The following is a 23,438-nucleotide window of genomic DNA, read 5'->3' on the forward strand; positions in this document are numbered from 1 at the left end:
GTGGGCTACCAGATTCATCCCGCCCATCGCCCGCCGCGGTCGCGCACGGTGGCGGCCGCCGCGTCACGGATCTCTGCCATCGCCTCCGGGCTGTGCCCGGCGCTCCCGATATCGCTCAACAAACAGCCCAATGCCCAGGTCAGCGGCACCAACCCGAACTGCTGGGTGCGTTCCAGGGCGGCGTCGGCGATGCGGCGGGACTCGTCGAACCGGCCGGCGCTGCACAGTGCCGCCGAATACACGACGTCGGTTTTCACGGCGTGGCGCGGCGAGCCGAGGTCGCCGACGAGCTCGCGGGCACGTTCGGCGTGGGCGACGGAGTCGTCGCCCCGACCACTGACCATGGCCAACTCGGCGCTCACCCAGGCCAGCCGAACCCGTTGACGCGGTACCCCGCTGTTGTCGGTGTCACCCGCGGCCCGCTCGAGCAACCGCTGCGCCACCGCGAAGCGGCCGATGCCAAGAGCGTCGGCGGCCAGGCCGACGAGGGCGTCGGCCCGTGCCTCGGCGGCATCGGGCTGATGGCCGACCAGGGCCCACGCCCGACCGTCGGCAACCCGAGCGACGCGATGCCAACCGAGCTGCCGGAGAAACGACGCGCGGGTGCTGTGCGCCAGCGACAGCAACGGACCGCGACCGCGCCGCGCGACGGCGTCGAGATCGGCGGTGGCGGCGGCGTACCGACCCTGACCGCCGGCGGCCACGGCACGCAGCCACAGTTCGTCGGCCGAATGGGCCGCGGGCAGCGGCCAACACGGCAGGTTGTTGCCAAAAGCGGCGTCATACAGATGGACGGCTGGCGGGTCGACAGTGCCCGTGCTGGTACCGGTTGCGGTCATCGAGTCAGCACGGTATCAATGCCGCACCTTCGCATGGCCGCCTTCTCTCGCCGTGCGAGCTCGGGAGCTTTGGTTAATAATTAATGCTGGCCGTGTTAACAGCATGTCAACGACTTCCAATTCCGCCACATATTGACAGACGTGGCGAACTATCGCGAACTGCCGAAACAGGTGGGTTCCGCCAATATCGCCACCACCTGTTTCGTTTCCAAGGCATCGCGCAGATGAACGTGATGTAAATTCTTGACCTGCGCTTATGGGGTTTCGCACAGAGCGCGGCTATTGACGGAATTTGCCGAATCCTTCTACTTTGTGTGCACGAGTTGTCATCGGCGACAAGTTCTCGGGTCATTTGCAGATCAACGCGTATCCACAGATTTCCAAAATGGATGCGCGGGGAGGAGTCGTTCCCAATGCCACAGCCTCAGCAGCTTCCCGGACCCAACGCCGATATGTGGGATTGGCAGATGCACGGCGTTTGCCGTGGCGTCGACTCAGCGGTGTTTTTTCATCCCGATGGCGAGCGTGGCCGGGCTCGGGCCCAGCGTGAAATGCGCGCCAAGGAAATGTGCCGGGCCTGCCCGGTGATCACTCAATGCCGGTCGCACGCCCTGGCCGTCGGCGAACCGTATGGCATCTGGGGCGGGCTCAGCGAAGGTGAGCGCGAACTGTTGCTGAAGCGGGGCATCCGCCGCGCGTCGTAGTCCATATCCACCGAAGCCGCATCCCAGCGGGGCGTTCCCCGAACTATCGCTGCTGGAATGCGGTTTTCGGCGCAGTAATCGCAGCCGTCAGTCCGGCTCACCGTATTCATCGAACCAATAGGCAAGTTTCCCGCGACGGCTCACCGCGCGCAGTCTGCGCTCGGTGGCCTCGCGCGTTGTGCTGGTGCTGACGATCAGTAACTCATCACCGGCTTCCAGACGCGTGTCGGGCTGCGGCACAAAGGTATTGCCCTTACGGATGATCAGGGTGATCACGCTCGGATCAGGCAGCCGCAGTTCCAGCACCGTCACGTTGTGCAGCCGCGACTGCGGCAGCACCGTGAGCGTCAACAGCTCCGCGTCGAGCACGTCCAGCGGCGCCGCTTCCACCTGAATCTCGCGGGTGACGTCGCGACGGATCAGCCCGAGCCGATGCGCGATCGGCTTCAGACTCGGCCCCTGCACCAGCGTGAACACCACCACCAGCACGAACACGATGTTCAGCAGCCGCTGACTGTCCGGCACTCCGGTGACGATCGGGTAGGTGGCCAGCACGATCGGCACGGCGCCGCGCAGCCCGGCCCACGACAGGAATGCCTGTTCCCGCCAGGGCACCCGGAAGCCGATCAGCGACAACACCACCGACAACGGCCGGGCCAACAACAGCAGAACCAGGCCGATGACGACGGCCGGCACCAGATCGTCACCGAGCTGGCTGGGCGTGACCAACAGGCCGAGCAGGACGAACAGCCCGATCTGGGCCAGCCAACCCAGCCCTTCGGCGAATGACCGGGTGGCCGCGCGGTGCGGCAGCCCGGAATTCGCGAGCACCAGGCCGGTCAGGTAGGCCGCGAGGAATCCGCTGGCGTGCGTAACCCCGCAGGCCGCGAAGGCCACCGTGCCCAGCCCGAACGTGGCGAGCGGATACAGCCCGGACGCCGGGAGCGCGATGCGGCGCAGTGTGACGGCCCCGAGGTAGCCGCACAGCAGGCCGATCGCCGCACCGACCGCCAGCTCGTAGACCAGATCGAGCAGCCCGTGCACCGGATGGAAGGCCAGCGGAACCACGCTGAACATCAGGACGAGGATGACGGCGGGTGCGTCGTTCAGACCGGACTCGGCTTCCAGGAGACCCGCCAGCCGCCGGGGCAACGGCAGCACGCGCAGCACGGAGAACACCGCGGCGGCGTCGGTCGACGACACGATGGCCCCCAGCAGCAGCGCCAGCTGCCAGTCCATGCCCAACAGCAGATGCGCGCCGGCGGCGGTGACGGCCGTGCTGACGGCCACGCCGACGGTGGCCATGACCGCGGCCGGCGCCAAACTCTTGCGGACGTCGCTGAACTTGGTGGTCAGACCACCTTCGATGAGGATGATCGCCAGCGCCGCGGTCCCGAGGTCCCGGACCAGGGCGACGTCGTCGAATCGCAGCCCGATGCCGTCTTCCCCGACCAGCACACCGAGGCCGAGGAACAGCAGCAGACTGGGCAGGCCGACGCGGGTCGCAAGCCGCGTGGCGACGATGCTCGCCAACAGCACCAGCGCTCCGACGAGCAGCACCCGGTTCAGCTGCTCGAGCGTCATCAATCCCCCATTCCGGTGTGCGGCCGAAGCAAATGTATCTGGGAACTCGCTGGAGGCGACGGTAGGCGACAATGACTGCGTGAGCACCCGGGGCATGCGCGTGGCGATCGGCGGCGCCGGCGCGGTGGGCCGGTCGGTGGCACAAGAACTCGTCGCGAACGGGCACAAGGTTCTCCTGATCGAACGCGATATCCGCAAATACGAGCCGAACACGGTGCCCGAGGCCGATTGGCTGTGGGCCGACGCCTGCGAGGTGGCCTCGCTCGAGGAATGCGGCATCGAGATGTGCGACGTCGTGATCGCCGCGACGGGTGATGACAAGGCGAACCTCGCGATGGCGCTGTTGGCGAAAACCGAGTTCAGCGTCCCGCGGGTGGTGGCGCGCGTGAACAACGTCGCCAACGAGTGGTTGTTCACCGACGACTGGGGTGTCGACGTCGCGGTGTCCACACCGCACGCGATGGCCGCCGGCGTCGAGGGCGCCATCGACGTCGGCCACCTGGTACGGCTGATGGGGCTACGTCAGGGGCACGCGAACCTGACGAAGTTCACGCTGCCGCCGGACAGCCCGCTGATCGGACGCACCATCGGGGACATGACCCTGCCGCCGAACACACTGTTGGTGACGGTGCAGCGCGGCAGCAGGATCATCGTGCCCAAATCCGGCGATCACTTCGAGGACGGCGACGAATTGCTTTTCGTGGCAGACGAATCCGTCGACGGCGACATCCGCGACCTCATACACGGCGCCTAGAGCGCGTAGCAGTACCTGCTCGTCGGCACCGAGTCGAGGTTGGTGTGGGCGCCGAAGCGCATCACGCTCTCGACCATGAGCGTCATCCGCCGCTGCAGTTCCTCGTCGTCTCCCCCGCTGCCGTAGAACGCGTGCACATCCGTCATGGCCGCCATGTGGAACAGTTCCTCGACGACGGCGTCGACCCGCTCGCTGCCATGCACCGTCCGCAGGACGCGGTTCTGCACGTAGCCGAACGTGTCCTGCGTGTCGATGGCGACGCTGGTGTGCTGCCCCTGCCAGATCTGCAGCCAGTCGGCCGGGTCGAGGTCCGCCGGGATGCGCAGGAAGCCGAGCTGCGCCAAGGCCGTTGTCCGGACACCGTTTTCCACGACGGGCGGTTCCAGCCGCACCGTCTCCTCGACCTCCCAGCCGGCGCTGCGCTGAGAGATCGCGGCCAGCAGATCGGAGATGGGGTCCGGATCGACGCCGGCATCGGTCCACACGCTGACCACCGCCGGGACCGGGTTGTCGAAGGTGGTGATGCGCAACATGGCGGCCTCCACGTCGGCATCGTCGACGTTGATCTGCAACCGGTTCACACCCGCCGCCTGCAACAGCACGTGCAATTGCGTCGAATGCAGGGCGGTGTCCAGACCCGAGCCCCACAGGGCGTAGATGAGCTTCACGGCGTCAGCCATGCTTGGCGGCCATCGGCTCGGCCTGCATGACACCGCCGGCCTGCAGCCACTCGCCGACGGCACGCGGCGCGTCCCGGACCGGGTTGTAGACGTCCTCCTCCGAGGAGAACAGGTTGTCCCCGGCGTAGACGAGGCGGGTGATGTTGGGGAAACCGAACACCTTGTCCGGCTCGGTCGGGTGGTCGAGGGCGTTGATGATCTCGGTGACGATCGCGCCGTTCTCCTCATCGATCGCGACCCAGGTGTGCGGGAATCGCATGTGCGGGAACGGCTTCATGACACCGACGATCCATTCGCGCACCGCCTCGCGGCCGTGCATCTCGCCGTAGGCGTGCTCGATGTAGTGGACGTCCTCGGTGAACAGATCGGCGAACGGCGCCCAGTCCCCCGTGCTCGAACAGACCTCGACGACCTTGGTGTAGCGATCGAGCGCGGCCATCAGCTCGTCGCGGGTGAAGCGTGGCATGTCCAGACCTCCAAGATAACTAGAATCAATTTCAGTTTCGGGACTCTACCGAACAACTAGAATTCGCTCCAGACCCAAAAAGGAGCTGCACCTTGGCAAGAATCGCCGAACCCCGCCCGGCCGCCGAGCCCAGCTCCGCCGTGCAGCAGCAGCGGCGCGACGCGATCCTCAAGGCCACCGCGGCCCTGGCCGCGCAGAAGCCCGCCGACCAGGTTCAGATGAACGAAGTCGCCCGCGCGGCCGGGGTCGCCCTCGGCACGCTGTACCGCTACTTCCCGTCCAAGACCCACTTGTTCGTCGGCCTCATGGCCGACCGGGTGGACCGGATGCAGGAGGGTATCGACCGTCGGAAGGCCCCGGCCGGCACCGCGGCCGACCGCGTGTTCGACGTGCTGTCGCGCGCCACCCGTCCGATGCTGCGCCAACCGCACCTGACCGCAGCCATGCTCAATTCACTGAACACCGCCGATGCGACGGCCGTGGCCGAGGTGGGGCACATCGACCGCCAGGTCCGCAGCATGCTGCTGACCATCTGCGGCGTGGACGATCCAGGGCCACAAGATATTTCGTTGATGCGACTGGTCCAGCACACGTGGCACGGCATCCTGCAGTCCAGCATGAACGGGCGAATCTCCGCCGACGAGACCGAAGACGAAATTCAGCTGGCCTGCCGCTTGATCCTGGCCCCGCTGTCCGAGGCCGCCCGTTAGCCTTGTCGGCATGACAACACCATCGCCCGAAGGCACCGTCACCGTCGCCGAGAGCGGCGCGGGGAAGTACACGCAGGAGATCATCGCCGGCGGGCACCGATTGATCGCCGACGAGCCACGTCCGTTCGGTGACGACGCGGGACCGTCGCCCTATGACCTCCTGCTGTCCGCCCTGGGCGCGTGCACATCCATGACCATCCGGATGTACGCCGACAAGAAGGAACTGCCGCTCGAGCAGGTGCGGGTGTCGTTGCAGCACTCGCGAATTCACGCCAAGGACTGCGCCGAGTGCGAGACGCAACAGGGCATGGTCGACCACATCGATCGTGACATCCAGTTGATCGGCGACCTCGACGACGATCAGCGGGAGAAGCTGCTCGCCATCGCCGAACGCTGTCCCGTGCACCGGACGTTGACCTCGTCGGTGCACGTCACCACGTCGTTGCGGCCGGCTAGCTCGCTGCCTGCGTGATGATCTCGTCGACTTCGGCTGCCCGGACAGCCATTTCGGCGTGGGCCTTGTCGAGCGCCTCGGCCTGATCCTCGTCGGCCTTCATCATCGACTCGATGTCGAAGCCGGCCATGTCCAGCACGCCCATATCGGCGAACGCCTGCTGCACCTTAGGCCCCCACAGCCCAATGTCCTTGACAATGGGCACGATTCGGCTGAACAGATGCGCGCGGAACTGCTTCATCATGGGCGCCGAGGTATCGACCCACTCGGCACACGCCTTGACGTCGAGCCCGAGGGTCTCGAAGACCTCTTCGCCGCGGAACCGGTCCCGCATCAGATAGCAGGCGTCGACGACGAACTCTTCGCGTTCGCTCCGCTCCGCTTCGGTGATCCCGGAGTAGTAGTCCTTCAACGAGATTCGGCCGAACGCCACATGCCGGGCCTCGTCCTGCATCACGTAGGCCAGTACCTGCTTGGCCAACGACCCGGGCGCCGCCAAGTCGCGCTGTACCCCGAACGCGGCGAGCGCGAGTCCTTCGATGAGCACCTGCATACCGAGGTAGGGCATGTCCCAGCGCGAATCCCGCAGGGTGTCCTCCAGCAGTAGGTTCAGATTCTTGTTCATCGGGTAGACGAGACCGACCTTCTCCTGCAGGAACCGGGAGAACGTCTCGACGTGCCGGGCCTCGTCCATGGTCTGCGTGGCCGCGTAGAACTTCGCATCGAGATCGGGGACGACCTCGACGATCTTCGCCGCACACACCATCGCCCCCTGCTCGCCGTGCAGGAACTGCGAGAACTGCCAGGCTTGCGAGTGGCGCTTCATCTCGGCGCGGCGTTTCTCGTCGGCCGCTTCCCACATCGGGCTGCCGAACAGCGGATGGAACTCGTCGGGCAGGCCGATCGGGTTCATCGGATCGACATCCAGCGACCAGTCGATACGCGACTGCGCGTCCCACTGCTTGTCCTTGCCCTTCTGGTACAGGTTCAGCAGGCGCCCACGGCCATCGTCATATTCCCAGGTGAAGCGTGCGTCCCCGCCGCTCGCGACGTCCCAGGAGTACGGCGTGGGCACTTCCGTGTACTTGTCCTTCGTGGTCACGAGCGGCCGCCTCTCTGCCCCGATGTGTCCAGATAGAAATATGACTCACATCACAGTGCGCCGCGGGCGGCCGAGCCGTCAACTACTTGGTTGGGCGTTTCTCGATGAACGCCAGCACGCCTTCGAGTGCGCTCGGGTCCATCATGTTGCAGGCCATCGTGTTTCCGGCGTCCGTATAGGCGGCTTCGATCCCGACTTCGAGCTGGCGGTAGAACAACGACTTGCCCATCGCGACGGCAACGGCAGGCTTGGCGACAATGCTCGCGACGATCGCCTCGACCTCGTCGTCGAGTGCCTCCGGGGCCGCCACCCGGTTGACCAGTCCGAGGACTTTGGCTTCGTCCGCCGAGATGAACTCCCCGGTCACCAACATCTCGAAGGCGGCCTTCCGCGGGACGTTGCGCGACAGCGCGACTCCCGGTGTGGCACAGAACAATCCGACGTTGATGCCGCTGACGGCGAAGCGGGCGTCGTGGCTTGCCACCGCGAGATCGCACATCGCGACGAGCTGACAGCCGGCCGCGGTCGCCAGGCCCTGAACCCGCGCGATCACCGGGACCGGCAACCGCTGGATCGCCAGCATCACCGCCGTGCACTGGGCGAACAGGTCCTGGTAGTACTCGAGCGACGGTTCGGCGCGCATTTCCTTGAGGTCGTGACCGGCGCAGAAAGCCCTGCCGGATGCCCCGAGCACGACGGCCCGCACCGTCGCGTCGCCTGCCAGCGCGGCGAAGGCCTCCCCCAGTTCCGTGAGCATCACTTCGGACAGGGCGTTGAAGGCCTGTGGACGGTTCAGCGTCAGCGTCACGACACCACGGTCATCGCGGTGGTGAAGCAGCAGCGGTTCACTCATCAGCGAGCACCCTCCAGAAAGTACGTCGTCATGCGTCCCTTGCCCTTGACCTCGACCACCTGCGGGTCGCTGAATGCGTAGCGGTGCGCCAGCAGCGCGTGCGTGGACGCGGATACCTGGATGCGGTGCGGGCGGCCACTGGACTCCATGCGGCTCGCCGTGTTCACGGTGTCGCCCCACAGGTCGTAGATGAACTTGCGCTGCCCGATCACGCCCGCGACCACCGGACCCGACGAGATGCCGATTCGCATCGAGATAGGACTCGGCCAGTTCGATGACAGCCCCGTGACGGTGCGTTGCATATCGAGGGCCAGCTCGGCCATCGAGGCGGCGTGGTCCTCGTCGGGATTGGGCAGGCCCGCCACCGCCATGTAGGCGTCACCGACCGTCTTGATCTTCTCGATGCCGCGGCGGTCGCAGAGCTCGTCGAAGGCACGGAACATCGTGTCCAGCAGCTGAACCAGCGCCTCGGGTGTCAGTGTCTCGGACAGCGGCGTGAAGCCCACGATGTCGGAGAACAACACGCTGACACTGGGCGCCGAGTCGGCGATCGTCAGCGCGCCGTCGCGCAGCCGGTCCGCGATCGGTGCCGGCAGCACGTTGTAGAGCAGCTCCTCGGTCCGGGCTCGCTCCTGTTCGACCTCACGCTGCCGGAGGAAGTCGATGCGCCGCAGCCGCTCCAGCGCAAAGGCGATCAGCACGCTGATCGCGGCCAGACCGGCGATCTGCGGCGCCATCGTGCCGAGCTCGTCCAGGTTCCCCCGGGCACTCGGCAGTTCCAGGCACACCACGACGAACACCACGGTGTTGGCCAGCGCGGCGTGCATCCGCAGCCGCAACAGGCCGACTGCGCCCAGCAGCGTGACGGTGGCCGAGGTCATCAGGTACTGGGTCGGGAAATCTCCGACACTGGCGAGCACCGGTACGAGCAGCACCTGGACGATCGTCAGCTGTACGACAGCGGCGACCTGCAGATGGTCCTGGAGCGTCCGCATCCGGCGGACCGCCACGATCCCCAGCAGGAAGATGCCGATGGTGACCGCGCGGACGATGAGGGCTCCTGGGACGAAACCGTGCAGGACAAGGAAGTCCACGCCCGCGTACACGATGGTGAACAGGACGCCGACCACTTGAGCGAAGGTCGCCGCCCGCAGGCCGTTCGCGTCGTCGTGTGCCCGAAATTCGCGTTCGGAGTCTGCGTCGTCGAACTCCAGCATCCACTTGCGCATATGAAGCTGGGCATGCCGCTGCTGCACCCAGCACCGCACCACTTGCGCGTCCATTGGGCGAAAATAGCGGAGACTCGGGCCTGCCGTAACTGAGTTCCGCCGGAAGGAGATCGTGGCTCGATCACAACGTCACTCTGAGAGCGTCGCTGAGCGTATATAGCCTCGAGGACGCTCTCAGCAGGACACTGTGTCAGGATGCGCGGACGACCCCAGCCGCCCAGTCGCTATTCGACGATGTCGCCGCGGTAGCGCTCGAAAAGCGCCAGGAATTCCGCTCTTTCGGCGTCGGGCACGCCGTTCTTGAGCAACGCGGCGTCGGCGTGCTTCATGTTGGCGTCCCATTCCGCGGCCGAGATCGCCAGTCCCGCATGGGAGGTCACCATGTCACGGCCGATGTAGTGGCACGGCCCGCCGGTCAGCTCGCACATCTGATCAACGAGCAACTGCCGGGTCCGCAGGTGGGAATCGGTACTGCGGCCCGACCCGAAACGCGCGAATGCCGGGTCCGCTCGCAACAAGGCGAACATGTCGTCGATAATCGCCGCGATCACGTCGTAGCCGCCCAGCCGCCGGTACAGCGATGGCGGCGTCTCGGTCATGTCGCCCTCCTCTGACGCAGAGCATCGCGCCGGCGGTGAGGACGGTGCAGGCAAATCGCAGATATTCTCTCTACGGCTACCGCGTCCGTCACAAAAGACTTAATTCTGCCAACCGTGCATCAAATCCTGCCGATCGGAATGGCACTGCCGCACAACCGGTTTCAACCATCAGAGCACCACAACAACCGAAAAAGGGGTTCAAAATGAAGAAGTTCGGCTTTGCCACTCTGATCGCATCCAGCATGACCGCCGCCGTCCTGGGTCTGGCCGTCCCCGCGCAGGCCACCACCGGAACCCCGATCGGTCCCCACTACAGCGTCGACAACCACGACAACGCCAACACCAGCAACGGTTTCGTCGACCAGGCGTTCTGACCGGCCGACCAAGGACCCCCGATCCGCACGGATCGGGGGTCCTTCATATTGTGAGCCGATGGCGGCCAAGCGCATCGACATCGGCGGCACCACCCTGCAGGCGATCGAAAACGACGGCATGGTCGTCGCGCGCGGCATCCCCTATGCCCGCGCCGACCGGTTCGCCGACCCGGAAGTGGTCTCTCCCGGCGCGGAGGTGATCGACGGAACCGAGCGCGGGCCCGCGTGTCCTCAACTGCCATCGCGTCTGCAGCCCGTCACCGGCCCTGTGGTCGACTGCCTCCCGGTCAGCGAGCAGTGCCAAGTGCTCAGCGTCTTCGCACCGGCGGATGCCGAAAGACTGCCGGTGATGGTGTGGTTCCACGGCGGTGCCTACGTGTCGGGAGGCGGTGAATCCCCGAAGTACGACCCGCTGGCGCTGGTGGCCGAGGGTCGGGTCGTCGTCGTGACCGTCACCTACCGGCTCGGCATCTTCGGGTACTTGAACATCCACGACCCGCACACACAGAACCTCGGGCTGCGTGACCAGATCTGCGCGCTGCAATGGGTTCGCGACAACGTCTCGGCGTTCGGCGGCGATCCCCAGCGCGTCACGGTGTTCGGCCAATCAGCCGGCGGAGATTCCGTCATGTCACTGATGTTGTGCCCGGAGACAGCCGGCCTGTTCACCCGGGCCATCCTGCAGAGCGCACCGCTCGGCCTGCCGCGTGAGCGGTCCGCCCTGGCCGCTGCCATGACGAACGCGGCGCTGGCGTCGTTGGCGGGCGTCCCGGCCATGGAGGCCGACATTCAGCAGCTGCTCGAGGCGCAGGTTGCCGCACTGGTGGCCGCCCAGCCGTTCGGCCGGCTCGGCATGATGGCCTACGCACCGATTCTCGGTCACGCACCGCTGGTTTCCGCCGAACAGTTCGAACCGCAGATCGCCGACGCAGCTAGGCGTGTCGAAATCCTGGTCGGCTACACCCGCGACGACGGCCGGCCTTTCGTGTCGATGGATCCGCGCGGCGCCCGCCTCCAACGGTTCGGACCGCTCGGCACGGCGCTCGCCGCGGTGATCGCGCGCAACCTGACCCGCACCGAATTCGGCAGGCCGGCAATCGATCTGGCGCAGACCTGGCAGCGAGCGGGTGGACGATCGGCGACCTTCCGAGTCGACTGGGCACCACCGCGAGCGCCACTGGGCGCCTGCCATTGCATCGAGCTTCCGCTACTCCTGGGCGCAGTGGGCGCGTGGACGGACGCTCCGATGCTCGGCCCTGAGCCGCGCACCGTCGACGAGAACCTCGGGCGTCAGATGCGTTTCCTCTGGGCGGGTTTCGCACATGACGGCGTCGCCGCGCTCGGGCAGCGACAACTTGTCTTCGGCTGACAGCGCTCCGTCGGCCGGCGCTTGCACGAAAACGCCCCCGGCCCAACAGGACCGGAAGCGTTTCGTTGCAACTACCTAGTGGGCGTAACCGTGGTGGCCGTGCCCGTGATCGGCTTCCTCAGCCGCCTTGTCCACGACGCTCAGGCCTCTTCTAAATCCGCACGGACGAAATCGAACGCGAAGCGATCCGCGCCTAAGGCATGGACCCGGATGATCCGAAGGCGTTGGAAGCCATCGAAGTGGTGCGCTGTGAGCTGGAGCTACTGCGATCACCTGATCAGCAACCGGGACTGGTCACCAGAGCCAGACGATCGCATTGCGCCCACCCCTGCACGAGACCCACTGTTGGTCACTTTGGCAGTTCATACGGAAGTTCTCACCGTCGCACACTGCGCCAGGAACAGTGGTACAGCTGACGGCGCCCGGTACCGATAGCGTTCGATAGCTCGTCGACAGCCCACCCGTCGACACATACGTGTTGAGTACGTTCCTGACGAACTGACACGAGGTCTCGACGGTGCCTCGACCAGCCCGCACGCCGCCGTTCGAATATCCGTTGTCGCAGGTCTGGTGAGATTGGCTAATGTCCGCCCCCGTTACCAGCGGCGGAGGCGACGCCGGCCAACTATTTGGCGCGGCCTGCGCGGTCTGGCTTGAAGCCGCCGGAGTCGGCTTCTCCGGCGAAACTGGGTGCTGCCAAGCTAGGTACGCGATAACGGCGCTCGCCGTCGTGACCACAAACGTCGGTACTTCCCAGCTACCCACGCGCCACTCCCCCACATGCCACGACGAGATTGTGACAGGCACGCGAGTGGCTGGCACGGAACTTCACAGAAATTACCGGCAAACAGAAGGCCCTGCAGCACAAGCGGAAAAGCCGCAACAGGAGACGCGATTGGGACTATAGACGTCGCCCTGACGCTCCTGCCAGGCTATGGCGCACAGCCCGCCGATTCGGCTCCGCCTGTTGAAAACAGACCGCGTCGCCCAAGTGCGTAACCTTTTGCAGCGCAGTTGATTTGGTTACTTGTCAAGCACCCAGGCTGGGAAGCCGTCCTGGTGGCTGTACAGCAATAACCACGAGATGGCGGCGTGGGCCGGCGAAACGCTCGCGTCGACCTACAACCCGCATCACGCAGCCGAGGCGTTCAAGGTCGGCGCAAGTTGTGCGGAGCGAGGCTTATTCGCAGAGACCGCCCCAAAACACGAAAACGCCCCCGGCCCAACAGGACCGGGGGCGTTTCGTTGCAACTACCTAGTGGGCGTGACCGTGGTGGCCGTGCCCGTGATCGGCTTCCTCGGCCGGCTTCTCCACGACGGCCGTCTCGGTCGTCAGGATCATCCGGGCCACCGAAGCGGCGTTGAGCACCGCGGACCGGGTTACCTTGGCCGGGTCGACGATGCCGTCGGCCAGCAGGTCACCGTAGGTCAAGGTGGCGGCGTTGAAGCCCTGCCCGAGGGGCAGCTCGGACACCTTGTTCACCACGACCGAACCGTCCAGGCCGGCGTTGGTGGCGATCCAGTACAGCGGGGCCGACAGTGCCGAGGAGAAGACCTCGAGGCCGATCAGCTCGTCGCCGGACAGCGAGCCACGCAGGCCGTCCAGAGCGGTGCGAGCCTGGACCAGAGCGGCGCCACCACCGGTGACGATGCCCTCTTCCACCGCAGCCTTGGCGGCGGCGACGGCGTCCTCGACGGCTTCCTTGCGCTTCTTCAGGTCGGTCTCGGTGGCAGCGCCGACCTTGATGACGGCCACGCCGCCGGCCAGCTTGGCGAGGCGCTCTTCGAGCTTCTCGCGGTCCCAATCCGAGTCCGAGGCCTCGATCTCGCTGCGCAGCTGCGCCTTGCGGCCGTCGATGGCCTCGGCGGTGCCGCCACCGTCGACGATCACGGTGCTGTCCTTGGTGACGACGACGCGGCGGGCGGTGCCCAGCACGTCGAGGCCCGCCTCACGGAGCGTCAGACCCACGTCGGGGTTGACGACCTGGCCACCGGTGACGACGGCGAGGTCCTCCAGGAACGCCTTGCGGCGGTCACCGAAGAACGGCGCCTTGACCGCGACGGCCTTGAGGGTCTTGCGGATGGCGTTGACGACCAGGGTCGACAGGGCCTCGCCCTCAATGTCCTCGGCGATGATCAGCAGCGGCTTGCCGGCCTGAGCGACCTTCTCCAGCAGCGGCAGCAGGTCTGGCAGCGAGCTGATCTTGTCGCGGTGCAGCAGCACCAGCGCGTCCTCGAGGACGGCTTCCTGGGAGTCGAAGTCGGTGACGAAGTACGCCGAAAGGAAGCCCTTGTCGAAGCCGACGCCCTCGGTGACCTCGAGCTCGGTGTTCAGGGTCGAGGACTCCTCGACGGTGACGACGCCGTCGGCACCGACGCGGGTCATGGCCTCACCGACCAGCTCACCGATCAGTTCGTCGCGCGACGAAACGGTCGCGACCTGGGCGATGGCGGTCTTGTCGGACACCGGCTTGGCCGCGGCCAGCAGGGCCTCGGACACCGCGTCGGCGGCCTTCGAGATGCCCGCGCCGAGCGCGATCGGGTTGGCACCGGCCGCGACATTGCGCAGACCGGCCTTCACGATGGCCTGGGCCAGCACGGTGGCGGTGGTGGTGCCGTCGCCGGCGACGTCGTTGGTCTTGGTCGCGACGGACTTGACCAGCTGGGCGCCCAGGTTCTCGAACGGGTCTTCCAGGTCGATGTCGCGGGCGATGGTGACGCCGTCGTTGGTGACCTGCGGGCCACCGAAGGCCTTGGCCAGCACGACGTTCCGGCCGCGCGGGCCGATGGTCACGCGGACTGCGTCGGCGAGCTTGTCGACACCGGCTTCCATGGCCCGGCGCGCAGCTTCGTTGAATTCAATGAGCTTGCTCATTAGAGCCTTTCGCTGATACGCATACCGCCCCGGATATCACCGTGCGGGCACGGGGATTTCCGGGGCGGGACACGAATGCTTACTTGGAAACGACAGCCAGCACGTCGCGGGCAGAGAGGATCAGGTACTCCTCGCCGTTGTACTTGATCTCGGTGCCGCCGTACTTGCTGTAGATGACGGTGTCGCCCTCGGCAACGTCCAGGGGGATCCGCTTCTCGCCGTCCTCATCCCAGCGGCCGGGGCCAACTGCGACGACGGTGCCTTCCTGCGGCTTTTCCTTGGCGGTGTCAGGGATGACCAGACCGGAAGCGGTCGTGGTCTCGGCCTCGTTGGCCTGAACGAGGATCTTGTCCTCGAGTGGCTTGATGTTGACTGCCACGATGGAAGCCCTCCACTTGGTTGGTATGTCGATCCAGGGCCAATCCCCGGATGCCAGGTTGTTCGGCAAGCGTCCTGACCACACACCGTCGTCGCGGGTGCCGGAGCGCGGTTGGCCGCGTGCCACCTAGCACTCTATACACGCGAGTGCTAGCGCTCAAGGGTGGGGCAGTGCCGGATTCGGCGAACTCGCTGTGGGCTGAAACAGCAGGCTACTCAGCCGCCGGTGACGTGTTGACCAGGAGCAGGTTGGACGTCGCCCGATGAGTGATGGTGTTGGCCGTCGATCCGAGAACGCGGGCGAAGCCCGCCATGCCCCGGTTCCCGATCACGACGACGTCGTATTCGGCGGCCGCGAGCACGTCAGCCGGGTCGCCGACCAGCGCCAGCCGCTCCAACGAGCCGGTGATTCCCAGTAGGCCTTCGACGGCGTTCAGCGTCTCCTCGGCCGCAGCGGGGTCGCCGGCGACCGTGACCAGGATCGGCCGGGCGCCGAGTGCGGCCGCCAGGTCGTACCCGGCACGGACCGCACGCACCGAGGTGTCGGAGCCGTCGGTGGCCAGGGCGATCGTCTGTACGGCCGCGACCGGCTTGCGCACGAACAACACGTCGACGGGGCTGTGGTGCGACAGTTCGTTCGAGGTACTCCCCCAGAACCTGCTGGACGTGTGGCCGAGACCCGCCGCACCGACCACGATCAGCGGCCGCTCGGTCTGCGCGGCGGCGTCGACGAGGGCGTCGAACGCGCTGCCCTTCACCGGAATCTTCTCGATCGTCGTGACGCCCAGCGCGGTGAGATCGACGTCGGCGCCCTCGGCCGTCAGATCGGCCCACGGCTGTTCCCGTCCGCCCGGTACCGAAACGCTCGGCTTCCACGCGGTGACGACGGTGACCGGCGCACCGAGGCCGGCCGCCACCACGCCGGCGACGCTGACCGCGTCGGTCGCCTCGTCGGACCCATCGGTGCCGACGACGATTCTGGAATAGGACGCCATGGCGGCCCTTTCGGTCGGGGTGTCAGGCACCGAAGACGAGGATGTGGACGGCGCCGACGAGGATGCCCAGGAGTCCGCCGTGGGCGTACAGCAGCCAGGCGTCCTGCTCGATGGCCGAATAGAGCATCTCGCCGAACTTGTCCGGCGGCAGCGCCCGGAACTTCTCCGTCGCGAACGTCTCGATCTTCTTGGCCTGGGTCTTGTTGAACCCGGGGTCGTAGAGGACGCTCGGGGCGAAATCGACCAGCTTGTCCCCGGCGCCACGTTGCAGTCCTTCGACATCGACGACTCCGAACGAGTTGCGGGCGACGACCAGGTACGGACCCAGGATGCGCTCGGCTTCTTCTCCGACCGCGGACTGGATCAGCGCGCGGGTCTTGTCCGCGCTGGCACCGTTGAGCAGTTCGTGCGCGAAGTTCTTGACCGTCAGGACCTGTAACGACAGCATCGTGGCGAGTTCGTGGGCGGCCTGGTGCTGCCGCTTCGCGAAAAGCCCTTGCTTCCAGAGGTATTTGTAGCGTGGCTGTGGCTCGCCGGGCTCGAACACCACCTTGATCGCGATGATGTTGACGACGATGCCGATCACCGCGGCCCCGCCGAGCACCCACAGCCAGGTCGGCAGGAAATGCAGGATCGAGTCGAGGAACCCCGGCAGGTGGATGGCGAAACCGCCATGGGCCGCAGCGTGTTCGCGCGCCTCATCGCTGGAGTAGTAGATCAGCGACAGCCACAGCGCGAGCAGCACACCGAACGGAAAGCCCAGCGCGCCGACGCGCACCATGAAGCGCAGCTCGGGCACCGCCATGCCTTTGATGATGTCCCGCAACACTTCCGGGTTGCGACGCAGGAAGTTGACGGTCATCAGCTTGACGTTCAGCAGCTGGTCGATGTTCTCGCCGATCTTGGCGAAGGCCCGCTTGGAGATGGTCGGCAACTCGGCGTCGACGGTCTGCAGCACCTCGTCCTTCAACGGCTGCGGGAGCGACCGCCACATCTGCGGATGTCGGGCCTCGATGATCTCGGTGGTCAGCCGGCCGATATCCGGCCTGGCTGCCACCGCAATGGCTTTCGCGAGTTTGTCGGGATTGAGTTGTTCGTAGAAGTCCGAAATCTTGCCGATCCGGGCTATCGAGGTGTCGACGATGAGGCTGGCCATCTTCTCGGCGCGACACGGGATGAATCCCTGAAAACCCAGAATTCCGTTGGGTGCAAAGGTCGGCAGAATCTGGACCTTGCGGGGCAGAAAGGGAAATATCCGTTTCAAGCCTGGCACATAGAAGCCGGTGAACCGGACGGGCGCGAACAACATGATGACGCCGGTCCAGTTGGTGATCAAGCCGGCGATCGCGCTGAAGATCGGCACGCTGATGATGTCGACGACGAATTTCGATTGTCCGGTGAGCTCCTCCCAATCAAGAAAGGGCCCGGCGGCGAGCGTTGTCATGAAATATCCCTGGGCTTGTCGGGGTCGGATCAGTGCTTGGGTTTGTGCGCGGCGAGATCTGGCGGACCTTTCCCGATGATCTTGTCGCCGCGCTCATCAGTGGCCCATCCCCCGGCGTTGTAGCCGTCGGTGTCGATGCAGACCTCGCAGAACTGTTCGCCGAATTCCGACAGATAGATGCTGCGGTACACGCTGATGGTCTTGGGTATCACCTCGGTCACCTCGAGTGCGCGTGGTTGCACCTCGAGCAGCGCATAGCGCCGGTAGTCGGCCACTGGCTCAGACGAAAAGCGCACCAGGCCAAGACGATTGAGGTTCGCGAGATAGCGTTGGTCGGACTCCGGCCAACGACACCCGGCCATGTCCGCGATCATGTTCACGCCGCTGACGAGCCGCTCGGAGCCGACCTGGAACATCGTCTTCGTCCGGATGTCGATGGACGGCTGGGTGCCCGCGACGGCCAGGAAGCGCAGCATCCGAACCTCGTCCGGCGCAAGCTCACTGAGGATCTGGCCGAATGCCGGATGCCGGTGCGCCTGTTTACGTGTCGGCTTCTGCGACTTGGCAATCAGGTCGTCGCCCCAGTGGCGCAGGTCGGCGTCGCTGTCGTGCTTCTCGGCCTTCTTGTCCCCGTCGCGGTGTTCGGGCTTCTTCTTGGCGGCGTCGCCGGAGCCCATCACGCGGCGCACCGGCGTGACAGCAACGCCGATGACGGCGGCCGGATTCAGCGCCGACTCCGCGGCGCGCTTGAGGCCGCCGAAGAGTCCCGGGTTCTCGGCCGGCGCTGCGTCCGGCGCCACGACGGGCAGCACTGCGGTTGCGGCAGCGGCATTTTCGTCATCATCGTCAATATCGTCGCTGTCCTCGGTGACTTCCGAAGGCGACGCAATGGCTGCCGGCGCCGGGTGCGTCTCGCGTCCGGGCAGCCGACTCAGAATATTGACGACCTTGAGCAGATCGCCGGCGGCAGCCCGGGTCGATTGCACGGCGGCCGCGATGTCCCGGGCGGTGTCGATGCCCAGCTTGGTGAGCGGATCGACTATGGCGCCCAAGGGATTACTGCTTTGATCTTGACCGTGATCGTCGGAGGGCGATGCACCACGCGCTTTGTCGGATTTTGGATCGTCGCCCATTATTCGCCTCCGTCGGACTGTGCGAGTAATTATCCAAAGGACCGGCTCGCTGATATGCGTTTCGCAGTGATCCAAAAACTACTGACGGCAGCGCAAGCGAACTACGTCGCAAACAGCCAAAGTTCGTACCGCACCCGGGGCACGCGTTGTCGACGGTCCACAAATGGGCCCGCAACGACGAATTGTCAGTTCAGAACGGCCTGACCGAACCAGTGGCAGAGCAGCAATGCGACCTCGACCTCGATGCGATCGTCGACAATCGGCGTGCCCCGGCGACTGATCGCGCGGTTCACCCGGTACTTGATCGAATTCGAATGCAGGTGCATTTCGTCGGCGGCGGCCTTGAAACTCGACCCAGTCCGCAGGAACACGCGCAATGTCTCGCGCAGCCGTTCGTCGTTCTCGGTGTCGCTCGCGAGCGGGCCCAGGATTTCGGCCACCCAGGCGCCGACGGATCCGACGTTGTCGCCGAGCAGCGTGGCGACGGGTAGCCCTGGGTCGCTCGCCGCGGTGATGCGCCGGTCGGCCGAGCCCGACACGACCGCGACCGCGCGGGCGTCCACTGCCTGCTCGTGCGAACGCCGGAACCCTTCGATGCCGGGCAACGGATTGCCCAGCGCGATCCATGGCGAATCCTGTTGTGTCGCGGCGTATTCCCGGATCCGGTCCGACGCGCCCTCGGCGCCCTGCGCCGACAACGGCAGCCAGACCCACGCGGTGAGGTGGTCGACCGACAGGAACAACGGCGGCTCATGGGTGCCGAGCGACGTGGCGAGATGGTTCGCGAACCGCTCCATGCGGACGAGCTCGTCGCCGCCGTTGTCATCGGGGTACCACAGCGCCAGCGCCAGGTGCACGCGCCGCAGCGGGTAGCGGATCTCCTCGGTGAGCTCGTCGACATCGCCGCTGGCCGCGGTGAGAATGGCCCGAACCCGCTGCGCCCGCATGCTGTTCCGGTTCTCCACCCAGCGGTCGTACTCCTGCTGGTAGGTGATGAGGACCTGCTGCGAAATCCAGTCGATGTAACCGAACGCGACGGTCTGGAAGTACTTGAAAACGTCGAGGCCCCACCGCGGATCCATGTCCGAGTCGGCGATCTCGTCGAGCACGAAGTTCATCACTTCCTGGTGGCCCAGCCGGTAGGCGCGCACCACCGCGTTTGCGGACACCCCACGCTGGGCCATCCGCCGCGCGTGTTCGAGCGACTCCGTCGGCGGTACGACGTCCTGGATCGGAATCCGGTGCCGAATGGAGGCGAAGACCGTTTCGACGTTGGCCGCGACGGTGTGCGCCTGCAATTCGAGCAGCTGCGCATCGTCGCTGAGCTCTGCGATCTCGGTCAGAAGAATCTTCTGGATCGACTGTGTGATGTCGCCCAACTTGCCGTCGAGCGCGCCAATGATCTGTGCTGCGCGTGCGACGACGCTCCCCTCATCGACGCGTCTTTCCGGCATGAACTGACCGTAGATCACGAGGCCCCGAAGTTGCTGCAAATCGGGCTTTGTCGCCGCACGACAACGACGCTCCGCAAACGCCCCGAGAGTTGGTCGTCCCGAGACGTCGATCGCGGCGGCCGCGATGAATAGCTTTCGTAAACATCAGACCAACGAGGAGGGCAACGTGACTACTGCCGCCGCAACCGAAGTGGACCTCGCCGCCGTCGACCTTGCCGACCCGGCGGTGTGGGACGACGGTCCGCCGTACGAGTTGTTCGCCCGCATGCAACGCGAAGACCCCGTGCACTACAGCCCGCAGCGCACTGTCCCCGGCGAAGGCGGCTTCTGGTCCATCACCCGCTTCGACGACGTGCGCACCGTCAGCCGCGACCATCGCACGTTCTCGTCCGAGAAGCGCGGCATCTTCAACGTCGACGACATCGGGGTACCGCTGGATATCCAGCGCCTGCAGCTGATTTCGATGGACCCGCCGCGACACGACCGACTCAAGGCCCTCGTCATCAAGGCGTTCACGCCCGAACGCGTCGCGGCCCACGAAGAGGCCATCAAGCAGATCATCAACGACGTCCTCGACAGCGTGGCCGACCGTGAGAGCTTCGACCTGGTCCGCGACGTCGCCCGGCCGGTGCCGGCCCGGGTGATCGGCTCGATGCTCGGGACGCCCGCCGAGGACGACGAGCGCCTCGTCTACTGGACCAATGTGTTCAGCGCGTTCGAGGACCCGGAAATCCGCAAGCAGTGGGATGACGCCGGCGCCATCGTCGGCGAGATCATCACGTACCTCAACGACCAGATGGCTCAGCGGCGAGACAACCCGCGCGATGACCTGATCACCGCGGTGATGAACGCCGAAGTGGACGGCGAGAAGCTCACGGAACTCGAGATGGCCACGTTCTTCGCCCTGCTCATGACCGCCGGCAACGACTCGACGCGCGCCACCTACAGCGCGACGATGCTGGCCCTGATGCAGAACCCGGATCAGCTGATCCTGCTGCAGGAGAACCCGGAGCTGCTCGAACCCACGGTCGAGGAGGGCCTGCGCTACGCGCCCGCCTTCGCCTTCATGGGCCGGGCCGCGACCACCGATTTCGAGCTGCACGGCAAGCAGATCAAAGAAGGCGACCGGCTGCTGCTGTGGTACCTGGCGTCCAACCGGGACGAGACCGTCTTCGAGAATCCGCACGAGTTCGACATCACCCGCGAGGGGCTGGCGGACACGCACCAGGCCTTCGGCGGCCGCGGCAAGCACTTCTGCCTCGGCGCCAACCTGGCGCGCCTCGAACTGAAGCTGTGGATTCAGGAGACCGTCCGCCGGTTCCCGGACCTCACACTGGACGGCGATCCCACCCGAGTGCGGGCGCTGTTCCTGAACCAGTACAAGTCGATCCCCGTCCGGCGCGCGGCGATGAGCCGCTCGGGCGAAGAACAGAGGGCACTGTGAGTAACGCTGCATACCGGGAAGTCGAGGTCGACCTGGAGGTGCGTCGGCGCGAGCAGTCAGCAGACGGTGTCGTCACGCTGACTCTCGCCGACCCGTCCGGCGCGGACCTGCCCGAGTGGACCCCCGGCGCTCACATCGACCTGGTCATGTCGCCGTCGCTGACGCGGCAGTACTCCCTGTGCGGCAGCACCGCCAGCCGCAGCGAGTGGCAGGTGGGCATCCTGCTCGACCCCAACAGCCGAGGTGGCTCGCAGTACGTCCACGACAAGCTGCACGAGGGCACCACGGTCCGGGTGCGCGGGCCGCGCAACCACTTCGCGCTTGTGAATTCGCCGCGCTACCAGTTCGTCGCGGGCGGTATCGGCATCACGCCGATGCTCCCGATGATCGAGACCGCCGAGGCCACGGGCGCCGACTGGCAGTTGATCTACGGCGGCAGCTCCCGCTCGTCGATGGCGTACCTGGATGCGCTGGAGCGCTTCGGCGACCGCGTGACCGTCTGTGCGCGTGACGAGCACGGCGACGCTTTCCGGACGAAGCTGGCGGCGGTGCTGGCGGCGCCGCAGGACGAGACGTTGGTCTACTGCTGTGGGCCCGAGGGCCTGCTGGACGCAGTCGAGAAGGGCTGCCAGTCCTGGCCCGACGGCAGCCTGCACCTCGAGCGCTTCTCGGCCAAGACCATCGAGGAACCGGCCGACGCCCTCGACACGTTCGAGATCGAATGCCAGCGGTCCGGCATCACCCTGACCGTGCCGTCGGACAAGACGATCTACGACGTCGCCGAAGAAGCGGGCCTCGACGTGCTGGGGTCGTGCATGGAAGGCGTCTGCGGCACTTGCGAATGCGAAATCATCGCCGGCATCGGCGATCATCGCGACTCCGTGCTCAACGACTCGGAGAAAGCGGAAAACAAAACCATCATGATCTGCGTCTCGCGCTCCCGGTCCGAAAGGCTGGTGCTCGACCTATGAGAACCAACTACCCGTTGAACTGCTGGTACGTGGCCGCGCTCAGCGATGAGGTCGGCGAAGGACTGCTCGCCCGGCGTCTGCTGGACAAGCACGTGGTCCTGTACCGCCGCGCGTCCGGCGAAGTCGTCGCCCTCGAGGACCGCTGCGTGCACCGCGCCTATCCCCTGTCGGAGGGCCGACTGGACGGCGACCGAGTGGTCTGCGGCTATCACGGCTTCAGCTACAACCCCGACGGCTGTCTGGCCGACGTGCCCTCGCAGGAGAACGTGCCGCCCGGGGCCCGGGTGCCGGCGTACCCGGTCGTCGAGACCGCGCCGTTCGTCTGGATCTGGCTCGGCGAGCCGCGCGCCGCGGCCCTGCGTCCACCGCCACGCGTGCCGTGGTACCTGGACGGGACCGGCTGGACCGGCTCCACCGAGGTCCTGCGCGTCGAGGCAAATTACCTTCTGCTGCATGAGCATTACCTCGACCTGACCGACGTCTTCGTCACCCGTCCGGAGATGGTGCCGCCGGATATTCAGCAGCTGCCGCCGCTCAACGAGGTCGAAATCTCCGAACGCTCCGTGGCCTATACCCGGGTGACTCAGCCGAGTCGCCTGGCACCGTGGGAGTCGGCGATCACCGGATTGCCCGAAGAGACGGTCGCCGTCCGGCGTGAAGAGGGGACGTTCGTCTCACCCGCGCTGCATACGCAGCACTACGCCATCGACGTCATCGATGGAAAGTCGTACGAACTCTTGCGAATTCACGGATTCACGCCCGAATCCCCCGGCGCGACGCACGTCTTCCTGCAGTTGGCCCGCAACTACGACAGCGCCGAGGACTCCATCACCGAGTACCTGCGGATCATGTTCCACGAGTGGGCCATCCGCAATGCCACGATCCTGGAGACGATCCAGCGGCGGCTCGACGAACCCGGCGGCCGCCGGCGCGACATCAACGTCAAGGCCGACCGGGCCGCGATCCGGGCCCGCCGTATCGCGATGGACATGGTCGACGACGAAACCAGCCGTTTCAACTGAGGAGA

At 66.0% G+C, this 23,438-nt stretch carries 23 protein-coding genes; 9 read left to right on the forward strand and 14 right to left on the reverse strand.

The window, feature by feature from the left end; translation table 11 throughout:
* Nucleotides 1-14: 14 nt before the first annotated feature.
* Nucleotides 15-839: a tetratricopeptide repeat protein gene (locus H289_RS0119435; protein WP_020102486.1), complete on the reverse strand. Its 825-nt coding sequence runs from the start codon at nt 837-839 to the stop codon at nt 15-17.
* A gap of 413 nt (nt 840-1,252) precedes the next feature.
* On the opposite strand from H289_RS0119435, the gene H289_RS0119440 reads away from it, so the two are divergent.
* Nucleotides 1,253-1,543 (forward strand): WhiB family transcriptional regulator, encoded by a 291-nt coding sequence (locus tag H289_RS0119440; protein ID WP_029105464.1) that lies wholly within the window; start codon nt 1,253-1,255, stop codon nt 1,541-1,543.
* 87 nt (nt 1,544-1,630) lie between these two features.
* Here the strand turns inward: H289_RS0119440 and H289_RS0119445 are convergent, their stop codons facing one another.
* Nucleotides 1,631-3,127, reverse strand: a complete 1,497-nt coding sequence (locus H289_RS0119445; RefSeq protein ID WP_020102488.1) for a potassium/proton antiporter — start codon at nt 3,125-3,127, stop codon at nt 1,631-1,633.
* A 94-nt stretch (nt 3,128-3,221) separates the two neighbouring features.
* Here H289_RS0119445 and H289_RS0119450 point away from each other — a divergent pair, with 94 nt between their 5' ends.
* The gene (locus tag H289_RS0119450; RefSeq protein ID WP_020102489.1) at nt 3,222-3,881 is read left to right on the forward strand and encodes a potassium channel family protein; all 660 of its coding nucleotides are present in this window, start codon (nt 3,222-3,224) and stop codon (nt 3,879-3,881) included.
* On the opposite strand, the gene H289_RS0119455 is transcribed toward H289_RS0119450, so the two are convergent.
* Both H289_RS0119455 and H289_RS0119460 read right to left on the reverse strand, forming a co-directional pair.
* Nucleotides 3,878-4,561, reverse strand: coding sequence for a hypothetical protein (locus H289_RS0119455; RefSeq protein WP_020102490.1), 684 nt, complete (start codon nt 4,559-4,561; stop codon nt 3,878-3,880). The two genes, H289_RS0119450 and H289_RS0119455, sit on opposite strands and share 4 nt — an antisense overlap.
* Nucleotides 4,554-5,027 carry a nuclear transport factor 2 family protein gene (locus tag H289_RS0119460; protein ID WP_020102491.1) on the reverse strand — a complete coding sequence of 158 codons (474 nt, stop codon included), beginning with the start codon at nt 5,025-5,027 and terminating at the stop codon, nt 4,554-4,556. Before H289_RS0119460 ends, H289_RS0119455 begins: the two co-directional genes overlap by 8 nt.
* Before the next feature lie 92 nt (nt 5,028-5,119).
* Here H289_RS0119460 and H289_RS0119465 point away from each other — a divergent pair, with 92 nt between their 5' ends.
* On the forward strand, nt 5,120-5,737 hold the full coding sequence (locus H289_RS0119465; RefSeq protein WP_029105465.1) for a TetR/AcrR family transcriptional regulator: 618 nt from the start codon (nt 5,120-5,122) through the stop codon (nt 5,735-5,737).
* 10 nt (nt 5,738-5,747) lie between these two features.
* The gene (locus H289_RS0119470) at nt 5,748-6,209 is read left to right on the forward strand and encodes an OsmC family protein (protein ID WP_020102493.1); all 462 of its coding nucleotides are present in this window, start codon (nt 5,748-5,750) and stop codon (nt 6,207-6,209) included.
* On the opposite strand, the gene H289_RS0119475 is transcribed toward H289_RS0119470, so the two are convergent.
* The 4 genes from H289_RS0119475 to H289_RS0119490 all read right to left on the reverse strand — a co-directional run bounded on the left by H289_RS0119475 (nt 6,190) and on the right by H289_RS0119490 (nt 9,974).
* Nucleotides 6,190-7,293 carry a ferritin-like domain-containing protein gene (locus H289_RS0119475; RefSeq protein ID WP_020102494.1) on the reverse strand — a complete coding sequence of 368 codons (1,104 nt, stop codon included), beginning with the start codon at nt 7,291-7,293 and terminating at the stop codon, nt 6,190-6,192. The genes H289_RS0119470 and H289_RS0119475 overlap by 20 nt on opposite strands.
* An 82-nt stretch (nt 7,294-7,375) precedes the next feature.
* Nucleotides 7,376-8,146, reverse strand: a complete 771-nt coding sequence (locus H289_RS0119480; protein ID WP_020102495.1) for an enoyl-CoA hydratase — start codon at nt 8,144-8,146, stop codon at nt 7,376-7,378.
* On the reverse strand, nt 8,146-9,429 hold the full coding sequence (locus H289_RS31955; RefSeq protein ID WP_020102496.1) for an adenylate/guanylate cyclase domain-containing protein: 1,284 nt from the start codon (nt 9,427-9,429) through the stop codon (nt 8,146-8,148). Before H289_RS31955 ends, H289_RS0119480 begins: the two co-directional genes overlap by 1 nt.
* Before the next feature lie 170 nt (nt 9,430-9,599).
* Entirely contained in the window at nt 9,600-9,974 is a 375-nt protein-coding gene (locus H289_RS0119490) for a group I truncated hemoglobin (RefSeq protein WP_020102497.1), read from the reverse strand.
* Between the two features lie 203 nt (nt 9,975-10,177).
* On the opposite strand from H289_RS0119490, the gene H289_RS33445 reads away from it, so the two are divergent.
* Both H289_RS33445 and H289_RS0119500 read left to right on the forward strand, forming a co-directional pair.
* Nucleotides 10,178-10,348: a hypothetical protein gene (locus H289_RS33445; protein ID WP_020102498.1), complete on the forward strand. Its 171-nt coding sequence runs from the start codon at nt 10,178-10,180 to the stop codon at nt 10,346-10,348.
* A 58-nt stretch (nt 10,349-10,406) separates the two neighbouring features.
* Nucleotides 10,407-11,717: a carboxylesterase family protein gene (locus H289_RS0119500; RefSeq protein ID WP_020102499.1), complete on the forward strand. Its 1,311-nt coding sequence runs from the start codon at nt 10,407-10,409 to the stop codon at nt 11,715-11,717.
* Nucleotides 11,718-12,972: 1,255 nt separating this feature from the next.
* On the opposite strand, the gene groL is transcribed toward H289_RS0119500, so the two are convergent.
* The 6 genes from groL to H289_RS0119530 form a co-directional block, all read right to left on the reverse strand.
* On the reverse strand, nt 12,973-14,592 hold the full coding sequence (gene groL / locus H289_RS0119505; protein ID WP_020102500.1) for a chaperonin GroEL: 1,620 nt from the start codon (nt 14,590-14,592) through the stop codon (nt 12,973-12,975).
* A 79-nt stretch (nt 14,593-14,671) separates the two neighbouring features.
* Entirely contained in the window at nt 14,672-14,974 is a 303-nt protein-coding gene (gene groES, locus H289_RS0119510; protein WP_029367666.1) for a co-chaperone GroES, read from the reverse strand.
* Nucleotides 14,975-15,182: 208 nt separating this feature from the next.
* The gene (locus H289_RS0119515; RefSeq protein ID WP_231388080.1) at nt 15,183-15,995 is read right to left on the reverse strand and encodes a universal stress protein; all 813 of its coding nucleotides are present in this window, start codon (nt 15,993-15,995) and stop codon (nt 15,183-15,185) included.
* On the reverse strand, nt 15,988-17,409 hold the full coding sequence (locus H289_RS0119520) for a DUF445 domain-containing protein (RefSeq protein WP_020102502.1): 1,422 nt from the start codon (nt 17,407-17,409) through the stop codon (nt 15,988-15,990). Before H289_RS0119520 ends, H289_RS0119515 begins: the two co-directional genes overlap by 8 nt.
* Before the next feature lie 29 nt (nt 17,410-17,438).
* A complete protein-coding gene (locus H289_RS31960; protein WP_081633476.1) occupies nt 17,439-18,542 on the reverse strand; it encodes an Abi-alpha family protein in 1,104 nt (367 codons plus the stop codon).
* A gap of 185 nt (nt 18,543-18,727) precedes the next feature.
* Nucleotides 18,728-19,996 (reverse strand): PucR family transcriptional regulator, encoded by a 1,269-nt coding sequence (locus H289_RS0119530; protein WP_029105466.1) that lies wholly within the window; start codon nt 19,994-19,996, stop codon nt 18,728-18,730.
* Between the two features lie 166 nt (nt 19,997-20,162).
* Between H289_RS0119530 and H289_RS0119535 the strand changes: the two genes are divergently transcribed.
* The 3 genes from H289_RS0119535 to H289_RS0119545 are packed head-to-tail and all read left to right on the forward strand — an operon-like array spanning nt 20,163 to nt 23,433.
* Nucleotides 20,163-21,440 carry a cytochrome P450 gene (locus H289_RS0119535; protein ID WP_029105467.1) on the forward strand — a complete coding sequence of 426 codons (1,278 nt, stop codon included), beginning with the start codon at nt 20,163-20,165 and terminating at the stop codon, nt 21,438-21,440.
* On the forward strand, nt 21,437-22,411 hold the full coding sequence (locus H289_RS0119540) for a PDR/VanB family oxidoreductase (RefSeq protein WP_020102506.1): 975 nt from the start codon (nt 21,437-21,439) through the stop codon (nt 22,409-22,411). The genes H289_RS0119535 and H289_RS0119540 overlap by 4 nt, the downstream gene beginning before the upstream one ends.
* Entirely contained in the window at nt 22,408-23,433 is a 1,026-nt protein-coding gene (locus H289_RS0119545; protein ID WP_020102507.1) for a Rieske 2Fe-2S domain-containing protein, read from the forward strand. Before H289_RS0119540 ends, H289_RS0119545 begins: the two co-directional genes overlap by 4 nt.
* The last annotated feature ends 5 nt before the right edge of the window (nt 23,434-23,438 follow it).

The sequence above is a fragment of the Mycobacterium sp. 360MFTsu5.1 genome, assembly GCF_000383495.1.
Taxonomy (GTDB): Bacteria; Actinomycetota; Actinomycetes; order Mycobacteriales; family Mycobacteriaceae; genus Mycobacterium; species Mycobacterium mucogenicum_B.